Genomic DNA, 16,170 nt, shown 5'->3' with positions numbered 1-16,170 from the left:
CGGAACCCCACCGCCCCGACAGTGCCAGACGCCGCCCCATCCCCGGCACCCCACCGCCCCGATATACGCGACGGCCCCCGATATGTCGTGACATATCGGGGGCCGTGAACGATATCGGGGCGGTTGACCCTCCGGTTCAGACCTTGACGACCATGGGGACGATCATCGGCTTGCGGCGCAGCTTCGAGCTGATCCAGCGGCCCAGCGTGCGGCGGATGGCCTGCTGGAGCTTGTGGTCGCTGTCCACGCCGTCGTCCAGGAGTTCCTGCACGGCGTCGGTGATCTTGGGGCGGATGGGGTCGAAGACCTTGTTCGTCTCGGCGACACCCCGGGTCTGGATCACGGGGCCGGCGAGGATCTTCTTCGCCTTCGTGTCGACCGTCATGAAGACGGACACGAAGCCCTCACCGGCGAGCACCAGGCGATCGCGCAGGTCGTCCTCGGTGACCTCACCGACGGACTTGCCGTCGACGTAGACGCTGCCGACCTCGACGGCGCCGGCGATCCGCGGGTGGCCCTCGACGAGGTCGACGACGTAGCCGTTCTCCGCGTAGACGATGTGGTCCTCGGGAACCCCCGTCTGGGCCGCCAGCTTGCCGTTGGCCAGCAGGTGGCGCCACTCGCCGTGGACCGGCATGACGCCACGCGGCTTGACGATGTTGTAGCAGTAGAGCAGCTCACCGGCCGAGGCGTGACCGGAGACGTGGATCTTCGCGTCTGCCTTGCTGATGACGTTCGCCCCGAGCTTCATGAGGCCGTTGATGACCCGGAAGACGGAGTTCTCGTTGCCGGGGATGAGCGAGGAGGCGAGGATGACGGTGTCGTCCTGGCCCACCTGGATCCGGTGTTCCCCGTTGGCCATCCGGGACAGGGCCGCCATCGGCTCACCCTGGGACCCGGTGCACATGAGGACGACCTGGTCGTCGGGCAGCTTCTCGACGTCCTTGAGGTCGATGAGGACCCCGGCCGGGACGTGGAGGAAGCCCAGGTCCTCGGCGATCTTCATGTTCCGCAGCATCGAGCGACCGACGAGCGCGACCTTGCGGCCGTGGGCGCTGGCGGCGTCGAGCACCTGCTGGACGCGGTGGACGTGCGAGGAGAACGAGGCGACGATGATCCGTCGGTCCGCCCGCCCGAACAGGCCCTCGAGAACGCCCCCGATGTCCTTTTCCATGGCGGTGAAGCCGGGGACCTCGGCGTTCGTCGAGTCCGTGAGGAACAGGTCCACACCCTCCTCGCCCAGCCGGGCGAAGTGGCGCAGGTCGGTGATCCGGTGGTCGAGCGGCAGCTGGTCCATCTTGAAGTCACCGGTGTGCAGGACGTTGCCGGCACCGGTGCGGATGAAGACGGCGAGCGCGTCGGGGATCGAGTGGTTGACGGCCACGAACTCCAGGTCGAAGGGACCGAGCTGTTCGGTGTCACCCTCCTTGACCCCGAGCGTGTAGCCCTTGATGCGGTGCTCCTTGAGCTTCGCCTCGATGAGCGCGAGCGTGAGCGTGGAACCGAGGACCGGGATGTCCCCGCGGCGACGCAGGAGGTAGGGCACGCCACCGATGTGGTCCTCGTGGCCGTGCGTGAGCACGATGCCGACGATGTCGTCCCAGCGACCGTCGAGGTAGCTGGTGAAGTCGGGGAGGATGAGGTCGATGCCGGGCTGCTGCTCCTCGGGGAACAGGACACCGCAGTCGACGATGAGGAGCTTGCCGCGGTGTTCGAACACGGTCATGTTGCGGCCGACTTCACCCAGTCCGCCCAGGGGCACGATGCGCAGTGCGTCCGGGTCCACCTTCGTGGGTTTGCCCGGATCCGTGAGAAATGAGGTCACTTGAGGTAACCGCTCCTTGTCAGTCGTTCGCGTAGGAACGCCACCTGGTCCTCCGTGGCCGGAAGGAGGGGCATCCGCGTCACGCGGTTGGGGACCACGCCCTGGAGTTCCAGCGCGGCCTTCGCCGAGATCGCTCCCGGCATGTGGTTCATGACGGCGTCGACGACATCGGAGGCGTCGTACGCGATGCTGCGGGCACAGGCGAGGTCACCGGCGGCGACCGCGGTCACCATCCGGGCCCATTCGGCGCCGAGCACGTGTCCGGCGACGGACACGACGCCGACGGCACCGGCGGCCAGCAGCGGAAGATTGAGGGCGTCCTCGCCGGAGTAGTAGGCGAGGGTGTCGTGAGCCATCACGGACATCGACGAGGCGAGATCGCCCTTCGCGTCCTTGACGGCGAGGATGTTGGGGTGCGCACCGAGGGCGAGCAGCGTCTCCGGCTCGATCGGCACACCGGACCGACCTGGGATGTCGTAGAGCATCACCGGCAGGTCGGTGGCCGAGGCCGCCTGTTCCATGTGGGCACGGATCGCGGCCTGCGGCGGCTTCGAGTAGTAGGGCGTGACGAGGAGGAGACCGTGGGCGCCGGCCGAGGCGGCGTCCTGCGCCAGGTGCTCGGTGTGCGCGGTGTCGTTCGTCCCGATCCCGGCGATGACGCGCGCCCGGTCACCGACGGCACCGAGGACGGCGGTGAGGAGGTCCTGCTTCTCGACGTCGTTCGTCGTCGGCGACTCGCCGGTCGTCCCGGAGACCACGAGCATGTCGTGTCCCTGGGAGACCAGGTGGTCGGCGAGCGAGGCGGCGGTGTCGAGGTCGACCCGACCGTCGGTCGTGAAGGGGGTGATCATGGCGGTCCCGACGGTCCCGAATGCCTCGACGGCGGCCTTCCGGGTGTCGCTGCCCGCGCCGGGCGTCCTTCCGGTGGGGAGGGACACGGCAGCGGGGTCGGTGTTCGTCGTCGCCATGCACACAACTCTACCGCCCATGGCATGGAAGACTTGACGCATGGTCTCCCGCGTCACACCCTCCTCCCCCGCGCCACTCTCCCCCGGTGGTGCCGGTCACACCGGCGACCTCCGGCGTCTGCGCGAGACCTTCGCCCCGGCCGGCCGGTCGAGCGGGATCGACGCGGCCCGCGGTCTCGCGCTGTTCGGGATGATGGCCACCCACGTCGTCGCGTTCCTCGGACCCGACGGTCTGCCGACCTGGGCGACGGTGTTCGCCGGGCGGGCGAGCGCCCTGTTCGCGATCCTCGCCGGGGTCTCCGTCGTGCTCGCCACCCGCCGGGTCCTCGACGCCCCCGACGGTCGCGGCTGGGCCCGGGCCGCCGCCGGCCTCGTGGCCCGCGGGATCGTCATCGCCCTCGTGGGGCTGGCGCTGGAGCTCTTCACCGCCAGTATCGCGGTGATCCTCGTGAACTACGGGGTGATGTTCGTCCTCGCCGCGGCCTTCCTCCGGTGTCCCACCTGGCTGCTCGGTCTGCTCGCACCGGCCTGGCTGGTGGGCACCCCCTTCCTCTCCCACGCTATCCGCGCCGCCACGGACGCCACCCCCGAGTACACCGTCCCCGGGTTCTCGATGCTCGCGACGCCCGGGACCTTCGCCGAGGCGATCCTCCTCACCGGCTACTACCCGGTGATCGTGTGGTTCGGATACCTGCTCGTCGGCATGCTCCTGGCCCGTCTGGCCGCAGGGCGGACCTGGACCCCGGTCACCGGTCTGCTCCTCGTCTGCGGCGGAGGCGCCCTGGCCGCCTTCTGCCACGCCGCCTCGACGCTGCTGCTCACGTGGAAGGGACTGGCCGTCCTCGAGGTCCTCACGAACCGGTACCCGCCCTACGCCCAGGGCTCCCTGGAGGCCGCGCTCGTGACCGGCAGTTACGGGACGACACCCACGGACTCGTGGTGGTGGCTGGCGATCGCCGGTCCCCACTCCGGCACCCCGCTCGACCTCCTCTCGACCACCGGCCTCGCGATCGCCGTGCTCGGCCTGTGCATCGCCGCGGACGCCGCACTCAAGGACCGGACCTGGGCACTCGCCCCGCTCTCGGCCCCGGGCTCCATGCCCCTGAGCATCTACTGCGGGCACGTGGTCGCCGTCGAGATCACGAAGGTGACGCTGCCGCAGACCCCGGCCGGGGACTTCGGGGAGTTCGTCCTCCACGTCGTGCTCGCCGTGGTCTTCGCGATCGGGTGGAAGCTGTTCGTCGGCGCCCGCGGCCCCCTGGAGTGGCCGGTGACACTCGCGACGAAGGGCGTCCACCGCGCGCTCGGTGCCAGAATGGAGAGATGACCTCCCGGCACCACGACGAGCTCCTCCCGCACGATCCCGCACCGGACGGATCCGCACCACAGGGATCCGCACCACCGGCGCGGATGATCCTCCTCGGCGGGGCCAGCGGGTCCGGGAAGTCCCGCCTCACCGAGACCGCCGGTCTGCCGGTGCTGCACCTCGACGACTTCTACCGGGAACACGACGACCCGACACTCCCCCACCTGCCCTCCGGGGAGGTCGACTGGGACCACCCCGACTCCTGGCACCTCGACGCCGCACTCGCCGCCGCGACCACGCTCGCCCGCACCGGCCGGGTCGACGTGCCCGTCTACGACATCGCGACGTCCTCGGTCACCGGCACCCGCACCGTCGAGCTCGGGGGCGCCTCGGCCTTCGTCGCCGAGGGCGTGTTCGTCGGGGAGATGGTCGCACCCGCGCGCGCTGCCGGGATCCTCGCCGACGCCCTGTGCGTCCACCGCTCCCGCTGGATCACGATGGCCTTTCGGTTCCTCCGCGACCTGCGGGAGAACCGCAAGTCACCGGCCTTCCTCGTGCAGCGCGGACTCATGCTCGCCCGCCGCGAGCCGGGCATCGTCGCCCACCTCGTCGCCTCCGGCTGCCGGCCGCTCCCGGTCCGCGCGATCCGCGATCTGCTGACCATGCACGCGAAGGCGGGCTCCCGCGCCTGATTGCGCTCGTCGCCACGGGGTCCGCTGCGTCCGACGCCGCCCCAACCCCGGCACCCCACCGCTGAGTCCGCTCAGGCGGCGGATCCCGTGTAGGCCGTCATCGTGCGGTGGGCGCAGGCCCGGGCCGCGGAGTCCTCGGCGCCGGCGGCCACGTGGGCGGCCTCCCACCCGGAGGCGGCCTCCTCGATCCACAGGTGCCCCATGGGGCTCGCGAAGAAGGCCGTCATCGAGGCCGGGTCGCAGCCGTCCTCGCCGCGCAGGTACATCGACAGGGCGAGCAGCGCCCCGTCCCAGCCGAGCCCCGTGGCACCCGGCCCGTACCGCACCCAGTGCTCGTTCGCGTCCATCACGTGGGTGAGCGACAGGCGACAGCCCGGTACCTCCGCGCCCGAGGCGCCCTGCTCTCCGGCGCCCTCGCCACCGGTCCCGGCCGCCGAGGACCCGTCCGCACCCGCGGTGGAGGGCGCCTCGGGAGGGGTGTCCTCCTCCAGGTGGAGTTCGACCTCGCTCACGTCCTCGCCGTATTCCCAGCTGAAGCCCAGGTGGTGGCCCTGTTCGCAGGTGCGGATCCCGCCTTCCGTCGCGCTGTCGGCGAGCCGGTAGCGGTCACCGACGGCGGCCGGCACCGTGTCCACGGTGTCGAACCAGTCCGCCAGCTGTTGCGGATCGGTGAGTGCCGCCCAGACCCGGGCCCGCGGCGCTGCGAGGCGCCAGGTCGTGCGCACGACGGCGCGTGTTCCGGATTCCTCCACGAAGCGTTCCATGCCCACACGGTAGGTTGCCGCCGCCCCGGAGGGAAGAGGGAACCTGGCGGCTCGGACCGTTGCCAGGAGCGGTCGGGTGCTCTACGTTGAGGTCCAACCCCTAAAACTGACCGAACACCCGTTCACCCCTCACCCGGAGCAGTCAATGACGACACCCGCGGACCTGCACCTCCTCGACCTCTCGCGCGCGCCCGGCCAGATGGCCCGGATCGTGCGCCACGCCCACGAGATCCCCACCTCGCCCGCGATCGTCCTGGGCGGGCGCACCTTCTCCTGGGCCGAGACCCTCGACCTCGTCCTCCACCTCGCCGCCGACCTCCGTGCCCGCGGCGCGGGCCCCGGCGACCGGGTCGCGATCTTGAGCACCAACCGCCCGGAGTTCCTCCTCACCACGCTCGCGACCTGGACGCTCGGAGCCCTCGTCGTGCCGGTGAACTTCCGGCTCACGCCCGGCGAGGTCGCCTACATCCTCGACAACACCCGCCCCACCGTCCTGCTCGTGGAGGCCCCCACCCGCGAGCTCGCGACCGCCGCGCTCGCCGCGTGCACCCGCGCGAACTCCGACGAACACCCCCTCGACGTCCTCGACGCCGACGGCACCGACCTCCTCTCCCCCGGCGGGTACACCCACCCGCCACTGCCGATGGGCGGGATCCACGTGCCCCGGGCCGAGGAGGACTGCGCGATCATGCACACCTCCGGCACCACGGGGAACCCCAAGGGCGCGGTGCTCTCGCACTTCAACATCCACGCCTGTTCCGGTGCGGTCGCGAGGAAGTGGGGCATCCGCAGCGGCGAGGGCGTCGTCATGCTCGCCCCGCCGCTGTTCCACATCGGCACCTTCCTCGCCTCGCAGGGCGCACTGGCCGGCGGCGGCACCGCGCTCGTCGTCCCGAGCTCCGGGTTCGACCCGGCCGCCACCCTGGAGACGATGAAGCACCACGCCGTGACCGCGGCCTTCATGGTCCCCCAGCAGTGGGAATTGTTGTGCACCGAGATCGACCGCAGCGGCGCCACCGGGCTCGTCCTCGAACACGCCAACTGGGGCGGTGCCCCGACGACGGCCAAGATCCTCGAACACATGCGGACCGCCATGCCCGACACCGAGGTGAAGGCCGCCTTCGGCCAGACCGAGACCTCCGGCTACGGCGTCGGCATCGAGTTCGCGGACACCATGCGCAAGCCCGGCTCCGTCGGCAAGCCCGCCGACGACATGGAGGTCCGGATCGTCGGGCCCGACATGGAGGACGTCCCCGACGGACAGGTGGGCGAGATCGTCTACCGCGGCCCCGGCGTCATGAGCCGCTTCTGGGAGGACGAGGCGGCGACCGCCGAGGCCTTCGCCGGCGGCTGGTTCCACTCCGGTGACCTGGTCCGCCGCGACGAGGACGGCTTCCTCTACGTCGTCGACCGGCTCAAGGACATGATCATCTCCGGCGGCGAGAACATCTACTGCGCCGAGATCGAGAACGCGCTCGCCTGGCACCCGGCCGTCGAGGAGGTCGGGGTCATCGGGCGGGCCGACCCCACCTGGGGCGAGGTACCCGTCGCCTGCATCGTCCCCGTCGATCCCGACTCCCCACCGGACCTCGCCGACCTCCGGGAGTTCCTGGGCGACCGCCTGGCCTCCTACAAACACCCCAAGGACGTCCTCGTCCTCCCCGCACTGCCACGCACCGGCGTCGGCAAGATCCACAAGCCGAGCCTCCGGGAGGCACTCGCATGAGTCCTCGACCGTCGCTCACGGACACCTCACCGAACCCCGACCTGCAACTCATGGCGCTCGCGACCTCCCCGTCGCCCGTCGCCCGGATGCTCCGCCACGCCCACCAGATCCCGGAGGACGCGGCGATCCGCTACCGCGGCGGGACGACCTCCTGGTCGGCACTCGCCCACCAGGTCCTCGACTGCGCCGCCTGGATGCGCGCTCGCGGGGTCGGTGCCGGTGACCGGATCGCCCTCGTCCTCACCAACCGCGCCGACTACATCGTCCTCACGCTCGCCGCGAGCGCCCTCGGGGCGATCACCGTTCCCGTGAACTTCCGGCTCACCTCCGGCGAGGTCGCCTACATCGTCGACCGCACCCGCCCCGTCCTCGTCTTCTGCGAGGAACCCACCCGGGAGGTCACGCGGAAAGCCCTCGGGCAGGGCGCCTCCACCCTCCACGACGTCGACGAGTCCCCCGTCGACACCGGGGACCTGGCGGCGGGAGCGCCCCTGGCCCCGGAGGAGGTGTTCGTCCCGACGAGCGCGGACGACTTCTGCATCCTCCACACCTCGGGCACGACGGGGCACCCGAAGGGCGCCGTGCTCTCCTACGGGACGGTCTACTCCTCGGGCAACCGGAACGCCGCGCGGTGGACACTCGGCGAGGGACCCTCGACCGCGATGCTCGCCTCCCCGATGTTCCACGTGGGCGCCTTCATGTCCTTCCTCACGACGGTCATGGGCGGGGCGACCGCGCTCGTCGTCCCGAGCGCCGGCTTCGACCCGGCGGCCACACTGCAGCTCATGAAGTCCGAGCAGGTGACGGCCGCCTTCCTCGTCCCGCAGCAGTGGCAACTCGTGTGCGACGCGATCGCAGCCCAGGGCGAGGCCGGGCGTGCGGGCCTCACGATCCAGCACCCCAACTGGGGTGGGGCGCCGGCGAGCCCGACCCTGCTCCAGCAGATGAAGGAGCTCATGCCCGACGCGCAGATCCGCGCGGTGTTCGGGCAGACGGAGACGGCCGGGACCGCCGTGACCCTGTCCTACGAGGACTCCCTCGAACGGCCCAGCTCGGTGGGGCTGCCCGTCGAGGACACGTGGATCCGCGTCGTCGGCCCCGACATGGTCGACGTCGAACGCGGACAGGTGGGCGAGATCGTCTACCGCGGCAACTGCGTGATGAGCCGCTACTGGGACGACGAGGAGGCGACGGCCCGGGCCTTCGACGGCGGCTGGTTCCACTCCGGCGACCTCGTGCGACAGGACGAGGACGGGTACGTGTACGTCGTCGACCGTCTCAAGGACATGATCATCTCCGGCGGCGAGAACATCTACTGTGCCGAGATCGAGAACGCACTCGCCTGGCACCCGCAGGTCGGGGAGGTCACGGTCGTCGGCCGCCCCGACCCGCGCTGGGGCGAGGTGCCCGTCGCCTGTGTGGTCCCCGTCGACGCCGCCGCCCCGCCGGACCTCGCCGGGGTCCGGGAGTTCCTGGGCGATCGGCTCGCGAGTTACAAGCACCCGAAGGAGATCCGGGTCCTCACGGAGATCCCCCGGACGTCCATGGGCAAGATCCACAAGGTCGCGCTGCGCGAGGACGTCAAGGACGACGCCCTCACCGCGGTCGAGGCGCCCTGACCGGGACCTCGGCCCGCCCACGTGGCAGGCCGCCACCACCGCGGCACCACCGCCGCACCATCACCACGAAGGAGTGACGATGGACACCATGCACCACCATCCCTATCCCCACCGGGGCACCACCGGGCTGCGCCGTGGCGCGCTCACGACGGGTGCCCTGGCGCTCGCCCTCGGTCTGGCCGCCTGTGCCGGCGGGGCCGGCGGGGCCGGGGACTCCGGTTCCGGAGCGGCCGAGGGCGAGGGCGTCGAATGGGGCGCCGGAGCCGAGGAGTACACGGCCGCACTCGCCGACATGGAGCCCGTGACGCTCACCTACCAGGCCGGTGGGCAGGGCCCCAACGGGTTCACCGGGGAATCCGAGCTCGCGTACGCCGAGCGGATCAAGGAGTGGTCCGGCGGCAAGATCGAGCTCGAGATGGTCTGGGGTCAGGCCATCTCCCCCTTCGACCAGGTGACGGAGGCAGCGGCGGACGGGCGGATCGACATCGGCGTCGAGATCCCCATCTACGACCCGTCCAAGTACCCGGTCGTCAACGAGCTCATCAACCTCTCCCCCACCAAGCCGACGGGTCCGTACCTCGAGGAGATGGTGTTCAACGCCGCGATGCAGGAGGTCGCCTGGGACACCCCGGAGATCCTCGCGGAGTACGAGGACAAGGGCGCCTACGTGCAGACCCCGGTGAACTTCGAGTTCGCGAACGCCCTCATGTGCACGGAGGACGGCGCCTCGCTCGCGGACTTCGGTGCCCGACAGCTGCGGGTGGGGTCGAGTGCCGATCTCACGATCGCCGAGTCCCTGGGCGGGACCCCGGTCTCCATGCAGTTCGTCGAGGCCTACGAGGCGCTCCAGCGGAACACCATCGACTGCACCTTCGGCGGGCTGCGGATCGGTGCGGACAACGGGTTCCTCACGGTGGCGCCCTATGCGATCTTCCCGTCGGAGAGCTCCTGGGTGCGCAATCCCACCGCCCAGGTGCTCAGCCAGAAGGTCCAGGACCTGCCCCTGGCCGCGCAGCAACTGTTGTTCGACCTGCGTCCCTTCTCCATGGCGAACACGATCGAAGGGGCGATCGCCTTCAACGGACAGGCGATGGACATCATCGACGAGACCGGGGGTGACGTGCTCCGTCTGGACGCCGATGCCGAGGCCGCACTCGACGGGGCCGTCGAGGAACTCCGGCAGAAGGTCGTCGACTCCGAACTCGTGGACGGGGAGGATCTCGTCGCCCGCTTCGAGACGGCCTACGAGAAGTACTACGGGATCGCGGTCGACCTCGGGTACCCGGAGATCGACGACTACCGGGAGCTCGCCGAGGTGAACGCGGACGAGAAGATCGAGATCGACGACTTCACCGCCGCCGTGTTCGAGGAGATCCACCTCCCCCGCCGGCCGGAGTGACGCGGCTTCTCGAACCGAAAGGGCGCACATCGGTGGATCCGAGTCCGGAATCCACCGATATGTGCTCTCTCGACGTCAGGCGGCTCAGTGGCCGGTGCGCTCCAGCTTGATCGCGTGGCGCATGGTGCGCCGGGCGCGCTTGCGGTCACCGGCCGCGTCGTAGGCACAGGAGAGGCGGAACCAGCTGCGCCAGTCCTCCGGCGCGGCCTCCGTCTCCTCCTGGTACTGCGCGAAGGCGGCGTCCGCGGCCTCCCGGACGATTCGACCCCCGGGTGTCCGGGGCAGGTCGTCCGGGGGCAGTCCGCCCTCCTCGCCGAGGATCCGGCCCAGGCGTTCCATCCGGGAACCGAACACGAGCTCCTGGAACAGCGCCCAGGCCCCGATGAGCGGGAGCACGAACAAGGACACTCCCATCGCCTTCGCCACGGGGCTCGGGTCGGTGATCATGATCCACCCGCGCTGCACGGTGAAGACGAAGTACAACACCAGCAGCGCGGAGATGACGAGCGCGCCGATCTTCGTGCGGGTCACAGGTCGAGGTAGTTCTCGAGGCCGACGTCGAGGCCGGTCCGGCCGACGATCTCCTTCACGGCGGTGACGATGCCGGGCATGAAGGCGTCCGTCGACCAGGAGTCGGTCCGGATCGACAGCGCCTCGCCGTCGGAGCCGAACAGGATCTCCTCGTGGGCGTTCATGCCCTGCTGCCGCACCGCGTGGACGTGGATCCCGTCGACGACGGCACCGCGGGCGCCACCTGGATCGGACTGTGTGTTGTCCGGGACGGCCGGCAGACCGGCGGCGGCCCGCGCGGCGGCGATCTTCTGCGCGGTGTGCACCGCGGTACCCGAGGGGGCGTCGAGCTTGCGCGTGTGGTGGGTCTCGACGACCTCGGCGGAGTCGAAGTACTTGGCGGCGGCCTCCGCGAAGTACATGGCGAGCACGGCACCGATCGAGAAGTTCGGGGCGATGAGGACGGCCGCGTCCTCGGTGTTCTCGACGAGTTCCTGGAGGCGGGCCAGGCGCTCGGCGTCCCAGCCGGTCGTCCCGACGACCGTGCGCACACCGTGCTGCACGAGGAACCGGACGTTGTCCTCCGTGGAGTCCGGGACGGTGAGTTCCACGGCCACCTGGGCACCGGAGTCGATCACCTGCTGCAGGTCGTCGCCGCGTCCCAGTTGCGCGACGAGGTCGAGCCCTGCGGCCGCCTCGATCGCGGCCACCGCGTGCGATCCCATCCGACCGGCCGCGCCGATCACCGCCACTGTGATTCCCATGGAGGACGTCCCTCGTTCCCGTGTTCGGTTCAACTGCCGCGTCAAGTCTAGTCGCCACCGGCCCCGGCGATCAGATGCTGTGAGACCTGCGCTTCCGGGCCGCGAAATCGCGCATCTTCCAGCATCTGAGTTCCCGACTCTCCGGCTTTCCGGCATCTGAATGCACCGGACCCCCGCACACGGGGTGTACGGGGGTCCGGGAGACCGGGGGGTCCGATCGGATCCGATCAGATGAGGCCCGGGGTCTGGGTGCGGGCGCGGTCGAAGCGCTCCTGGACGTTCTCCCAGTTGACGACGTTCCACCAGGCCTTGACGTAGTCCGGCTTCACGTTCTGGTAGTCGAGGTAGAAGGCGTGCTCCCACATGTCGAGCTGGAGCAGCGGGACGTAGGCGGTCTGCACGTTGCCCTGCTGGTCGAACAGCTGCTCGATGGTGAGGCGCTGACCCAGGGTGTCCCAGCCGAGGATGGCCCAGCCGGAGCCCTGGATCGAGGTCGCGACACCCGTGAACTGACCACGGAAGCCGTCGAAGCCACCGAACTGGTCGTCGATCGCGGCCGCGAGCTCACCGGTCGGCTTGTCGCCACCGTCCGGGGACATGTTCGTCCAGAAGACGGAGTGGTTGATGTGACCACCGAGGTTGAAGGACAGGTCCTTCGACAGCTTGCCGATGGTGGAGAAGTCGCCGGCCTCGCGGGCCTCGGCCATCTTCTCCAGCGCCGTGTTGGCGCCGCCCACGTACGTGGCGTGGTGCTTGTCGTGGTGGAGCTCCATGATACGCGCGGAGATGTGCGGCTCGAGCGCGGAGTAGTCGTAGGGAAGGTCAGGGAGTGTGTACTTCTCGACCATGGATGTCCTCCTCCTGAGGGGTTTCCGTAAGGGTCCGACAACGACCCTATACCCGCCGGATCACGTCCGCCACCGTTCGCCCCGACCGTCTCACCTGAGAGTTCACACAGTGCCGGGGCTCGGGCGGCGTTCAACTCAGCCCGGCAGGTGCAGGCCCTCCGCGGGACCGAGCGTCACGAGGGCCCGGGTGCCCGAGCACAGGCGGGCGGCGAGGTCGGAGACGTCCTGTGCGGTCACCTCGCGCACCCGGGCCAGTGCCTGTTCCGGGGTCTCGTACTCACGTCCGGACATCTCCCAGCGCGCCAGGCGGTTCATCCGTGCCGCGCTGCTCTCCAGACCCAACAGGGTGGAACCGGCGGCCTGGGAGATCACGTCGGCGACCTCGTTCTCCCCGGGCCGTTCGGTCGCCAGGCGCTCCAGTTCGGCCACACACAGGTCGATGACGGCCTGGGCCTTGTCCGGCGAACACCCGGCGTAGACCCCGAACTGTCCGACGTCCTGGTAGCGACTGCCGATCGCGTGGACGTTGTACGCCAGACCGTGCTCCTCCCGCACCGTCTGGAACAGCCGGGACGACATGCCTCCGCCGAGCAGCGAGTAGAGGACGGAGAAGGTGTACCGGTCCTCGTCCCCGTCGGGCAGCCCGGGCATGCCGATGACGATCCCCTGCTGTTCGGTCGCACGGTGCACGTGGTGCACCCCGCCGTGGAACACCGGGGCGGTCCGGCCGAGATCCGCACCGGTCGTACGTGCGTCCGTCTCCACCGGGGGCAGGGCCGAGGTCGCGGCGAGCACCTGCTCGACGAGCGCCTCGTGCGCGGCACCGCCGGCAGCGGCGAAGGTCAGGCGCGGGCCCACGTAGGCGTGCGCGTAGTGGTCGAGGAGCACGGAGTGCTCCAATCGCGCGATCTGGTCCTTCGTCGCGCCGATGGGCCGGCCCAGCGGGTGGTCGGCGTAGACGACGGAGTCGAAGGTCTCGAAGAGGACGTCCGTGGGGTCGTCGGCGTCCATCGCGATCTCCTCGATGATGACGCCGCGCTCACGTTCGAACTCCGCGGGATCGAGCTGCGAGTCGAGGACCATCTCCCACAGCAGGTCGACGACCTGCGGCAGGTCGCTCACCGGGGTGCGGGAGTAGTAGCAGGTGTACTCCTTCGAGGTCGCCGCGTTCGACTCCCCACCGGTGCGGTCGAAGGCCTCGGCGATCTGCCGGGCATCGTGGGACCGGGTGCCCTTGAACAGCATGTGTTCGAGGAAGTGGGTGGAACCGGCCGTGAGCGGGGTCTCGTCGCGGGAGCCGGAGTCGACCCAGATCCCTACGGTCTCGGACTGGAGCCAGGGCATCGTCTCGCTGACGACGCGGACGCCGTTGGGCAGGACGGTGCGCTTCACGGCGCCGTGCTCCCCCGGCAGGGTCTCGGTGATCACGTGGTGTGTTCGCATCCTTCTCGATCGGACGAGAGCCCGCCGGAGGGGACTCCGGCGGGCTCTCGGGGTGGGGCTGGAGAGTGGATCAGGCCTCCTCGGCCGTCTCCTCCTCGTCGACGACGGGCTCCAGGTTGATCTTGCCGCGGTTGTCGACCTCGACGATCTCGACCTGGATCTTCTGGCCGACCGAGACGACGTCCTCGGTGTCCTCGACCCGCTTGCCACCGTTGAGCTTGCGCAGCGAGGCAATGCGGATGAGGCCGTCCTTGCCCGGGGTGAGCGAGACGAAGGCACCGAACGGCATGCACTTGACGACGGTACCGAGGTACCGCTCTCCGACCTCGGGCACCTGCGGGTTGGCGATCGCGTTGATCGCGGCGCGGGCGGCCTCGGCGGCGGGGCCGTCGGTGGCGCCGATGAGCACCGTGCCGTCGTCCTCGATCGAGATGTCCGCACCCGTGTCGTCCTGGATCTGGTTGATCATCTTGCCCTTGGGGCCGATGACCTCACCGATCTTGTCGACCGGGATGTTGACCGACAGGATGCGCGGAGCCGTCGGGGCCATCTCGCCCGGGCCCTCGATGGTCTCGTTGATGAGGTCGAGGATCGCCAGGCGGGCCTCACGGGCCTGCTTGAGCGCGGCGGCGAGCACGGAGGCCGGGATGCCGTCGAGCTTGGTGTCGAGCTGGATGGCCGTGACGAACTCGGAGGTACCGGCGACCTTGAAGTCCATGTCGCCGAAGGCGTCCTCCGCACCGAGGATGTCGGTGAGCGCGGCGTAACCGGTCTGCGGGCCCTCGGGGGTCTCCACGACGTCGGACACGAGGCCCATGGCGATCCCGGCGACCGGGGCGCGCAGCGGCACACCGGCGTGGAGCATGGCGAGCGTCGAGGCGCAGACCGAGCCCATCGAGGTCGAACCGTTGGACCCGAGGGCCTCGGAGACCTGACGGATTGCGTAGGGGAACTCCTCGCGGCTGGGCAGCACCGGCATCAGGGCGCGCTCGGCGAGTGCACCGTGGCCGATCTCGCGGCGCTTGGGCGAGCCCACGCGGCCGGTCTCACCGGTGGAGTACGGCGGGAAGTTGTAGTGGTGCATGTACCGCTTGCGCGTGGTCGGCGACAGCGAGTCGATCTGCTGCTCCATCTTGAGCATGTTGAGCGTCGAGACACCGAGGATCTGGGTCTCGCCGCGCTCGAAGAGGGCCGAACCGTGCACGCGGGGCAGCACACCGGTCTCCGCGGAGAGCGGACGGATGTCTTTCAGGCCACGGCCGTCGATGCGCACCTGCTCGGTGAGAATCCGCTTGCGGACCACCTGCTTGGTGAGCGCGTTGAGGGCGGCGGCGATCTCCTTCTCGCGGCCGGCGTACTTCTCGCCGAGCTCGCCGAAGAGCTCTTCGAGGAGGGCGTCACCGGCGGCCTCACGCTCCTGCTTGTCGGCGATCGCGAAGTTGGCGGTCTGCTTGTCCAGGGCCAGTTTCTCGACGTCGGCGTAGACGTCGTCCTCGAAGTCCTTGAAGATCGGGAACTCCTGCACCGGCTTGGCGGCCTGTGCGGCGAGCTCCTCCTGCGCGCGGACGAGTTCCTTGATGAAGGGCTTGGCGGCCTCGAGGCCCTCGGCGACGACCTCCTCCGTGGGCTTGGTCGCACCGCCCTCGATGAGCTCCCAGGACTTCTCCGCGGCCTCGGCCTCGACCATCATGATCGCGACGTCGTCCTCGACCACACGACCGGCGACGGCCATGTCGAACACGGCGTCCTCCAGCTGCGAGGCGTTGGGGAAGGCGACCCACTGGCCGTCGATGAGTGCGACACGCACACCACCGATGGGGCCGGAGAAGGGCAGACCGGACAGCTGCGTGGACAGCGAGGCGGCGTTGATGGCCAGCGTGTCGTACAGGTGGTCCGGGTGGATGGACATGACCGTCACGACGATCTGCACCTCGTTGCGCAGCCCCTTGACGAAGGTGGGGCGCAGCGGGCGGTCGATGAGACGGCAGGTGAGGATGGCGTCCGTGGACGGCCGACCCTCACGTCGGAAGAAGGAGCCGGGGATACGACCCGCGGCGTACATGCGCTCCTCGACGTCCACCGTGAGTGGGAAGAAGTCGAAGTGCTCCTTCGGGTGCTTGCCCACCGCGGTGGCGGACATGAGCATGGTGTCGTCGTCGAGGTAGGCGACGGCGGAACCGGCGGCCTGTTGGGCCAGACGGCCCGTCTCGAAGCGGACGGTGTGGGATCCGAAGCGGCCGTTGTCGATGTGCGCGACGGCCGACTGAGGGTTGAGACCCAAGAAGGTACTCCGTTCGATGTGGTTG

13 protein-coding genes are annotated in these 16,170 nt (G+C 69.8%); 5 read left to right on the top strand and 8 right to left on the bottom strand.

From position 1 onward, the window contains the following. Positions 1–136: 136 nt before the first annotated feature. Positions 137–1,825, bottom strand: coding sequence for a ribonuclease J (locus AAD496_RS05490; protein ID WP_349827650.1), 1,689 nt, complete (start codon positions 1,823–1,825; stop codon positions 137–139). Continuing rightward, entirely contained in the window at positions 1,822–2,793 is a 972-nt protein-coding gene (gene dapA / locus AAD496_RS05485; RefSeq protein WP_349827649.1) for a 4-hydroxy-tetrahydrodipicolinate synthase, read from the bottom strand. Before dapA ends, AAD496_RS05490 begins: the two co-directional genes overlap by 4 nt. Before the next feature lie 40 nt (positions 2,794–2,833). Here dapA and AAD496_RS05480 point away from each other — a divergent pair, with 40 nt between their 5' ends. Next, on the top strand, positions 2,834–4,120 hold the full coding sequence (locus AAD496_RS05480) for a heparan-alpha-glucosaminide N-acetyltransferase domain-containing protein (protein ID WP_349827648.1): 1,287 nt from the start codon (positions 2,834–2,836) through the stop codon (positions 4,118–4,120). After that, a complete protein-coding gene (locus tag AAD496_RS05475) occupies positions 4,117–4,791 on the top strand; it encodes an ATP-binding protein (protein ID WP_349827647.1) in 675 nt (224 codons plus the stop codon). The genes AAD496_RS05480 and AAD496_RS05475 overlap by 4 nt, the downstream gene beginning before the upstream one ends. A 71-nt stretch (positions 4,792–4,862) precedes the next feature. Here AAD496_RS05475 and AAD496_RS05470 read toward each other — a convergent pair whose 3' ends face one another. Beyond that, positions 4,863–5,555, bottom strand: a complete 693-nt coding sequence (locus tag AAD496_RS05470) for an SRPBCC domain-containing protein (RefSeq protein ID WP_349827646.1) — start codon at positions 5,553–5,555, stop codon at positions 4,863–4,865. A gap of 145 nt (positions 5,556–5,700) precedes the next feature. On the opposite strand from AAD496_RS05470, the gene AAD496_RS05465 reads away from it, so the two are divergent. From AAD496_RS05465 to AAD496_RS05455, 3 genes are all read left to right on the top strand, one after another. Beyond that, positions 5,701–7,281 carry an AMP-binding protein gene (locus AAD496_RS05465; protein ID WP_349827645.1) on the top strand — a complete coding sequence of 527 codons (1,581 nt, stop codon included), beginning with the start codon at positions 5,701–5,703 and terminating at the stop codon, positions 7,279–7,281. Continuing rightward, positions 7,278–8,900 (top strand): AMP-binding protein, encoded by a 1,623-nt coding sequence (locus tag AAD496_RS05460; RefSeq protein ID WP_349827644.1) that lies wholly within the window; start codon positions 7,278–7,280, stop codon positions 8,898–8,900. The genes AAD496_RS05465 and AAD496_RS05460 overlap by 4 nt, the downstream gene beginning before the upstream one ends. A 79-nt stretch (positions 8,901–8,979) precedes the next feature. Next, complete coding sequence (locus AAD496_RS05455; RefSeq protein ID WP_349827643.1) at positions 8,980–10,299, top strand: type 2 periplasmic-binding domain-containing protein; 1,320 nt, start codon at positions 8,980–8,982, stop codon at positions 10,297–10,299. An 84-nt stretch (positions 10,300–10,383) separates the two neighbouring features. On the opposite strand, the gene AAD496_RS05450 is transcribed toward AAD496_RS05455, so the two are convergent. The 5 genes from AAD496_RS05450 to AAD496_RS05430 form a co-directional block, all read right to left on the bottom strand. Further along, complete coding sequence (locus AAD496_RS05450; protein WP_349827642.1) at positions 10,384–10,830, bottom strand: tetratricopeptide repeat protein; 447 nt, start codon at positions 10,828–10,830, stop codon at positions 10,384–10,386. Next, positions 10,827–11,573 carry a 4-hydroxy-tetrahydrodipicolinate reductase gene (dapB, locus tag AAD496_RS05445; RefSeq protein WP_349827641.1) on the bottom strand — a complete coding sequence of 249 codons (747 nt, stop codon included), beginning with the start codon at positions 11,571–11,573 and terminating at the stop codon, positions 10,827–10,829. The genes AAD496_RS05450 and dapB overlap by 4 nt, the downstream gene beginning before the upstream one ends. Positions 11,574–11,800: 227 nt before the next feature. Further along, positions 11,801–12,421 (bottom strand): superoxide dismutase, encoded by a 621-nt coding sequence (locus AAD496_RS05440; RefSeq protein ID WP_349827640.1) that lies wholly within the window; start codon positions 12,419–12,421, stop codon positions 11,801–11,803. 135 nt (positions 12,422–12,556) lie between these two features. Beyond that, complete coding sequence (locus AAD496_RS05435) at positions 12,557–13,849, bottom strand: M16 family metallopeptidase (protein WP_349827639.1); 1,293 nt, start codon at positions 13,847–13,849, stop codon at positions 12,557–12,559. Between the two features lie 85 nt (positions 13,850–13,934). Beyond that, positions 13,935–16,145, bottom strand: coding sequence for a polyribonucleotide nucleotidyltransferase (locus AAD496_RS05430; RefSeq protein ID WP_349827638.1), 2,211 nt, complete (start codon positions 16,143–16,145; stop codon positions 13,935–13,937). Positions 16,146–16,170 lie beyond the last annotated feature (25 nt).

It is taken from the genome of Brevibacterium litoralis, from assembly GCF_040212315.1.
Classification (GTDB): Bacteria; Actinomycetota; Actinomycetes; order Actinomycetales; family Brevibacteriaceae; genus Brevibacterium; species Brevibacterium litoralis.
Note: the sequence above shows the minus strand (reverse complement) of the source record. Positions and strands in the feature narration are given on the sequence as shown.

Coding starts and splice junctions, on each gene's coding strand:
- AAD496_RS05480 (WP_349827648.1), top strand. CDS start 2,834: ATGGTCTCCCGCGTCACACCCTCCTCCCCCGCGCCACTCTCCCCCGGT.
- AAD496_RS05475 (WP_349827647.1), top strand. CDS start 4,117: ATGACCTCCCGGCACCACGACGAGCTCCTCCCGCACGATCCCGCACCG.
- dapA (WP_349827649.1), bottom strand. CDS start 2,793: ATGGCGACGACGAACACCGACCCCGCTGCCGTGTCCCTCCCCACCGGA.
- AAD496_RS05465 (WP_349827645.1), top strand. CDS start 5,701: ATGACGACACCCGCGGACCTGCACCTCCTCGACCTCTCGCGCGCGCCC.
- AAD496_RS05455 (WP_349827643.1), top strand. CDS start 8,980: ATGGACACCATGCACCACCATCCCTATCCCCACCGGGGCACCACCGGG.
- dapB (WP_349827641.1), bottom strand. CDS start 11,573: ATGGGAATCACAGTGGCGGTGATCGGCGCGGCCGGTCGGATGGGATCG.
- AAD496_RS05460 (WP_349827644.1), top strand. CDS start 7,278: ATGAGTCCTCGACCGTCGCTCACGGACACCTCACCGAACCCCGACCTG.
- AAD496_RS05470 (WP_349827646.1), bottom strand. CDS start 5,555: ATGGAACGCTTCGTGGAGGAATCCGGAACACGCGCCGTCGTGCGCACG.
- AAD496_RS05440 (WP_349827640.1), bottom strand. CDS start 12,421: ATGGTCGAGAAGTACACACTCCCTGACCTTCCCTACGACTACTCCGCG.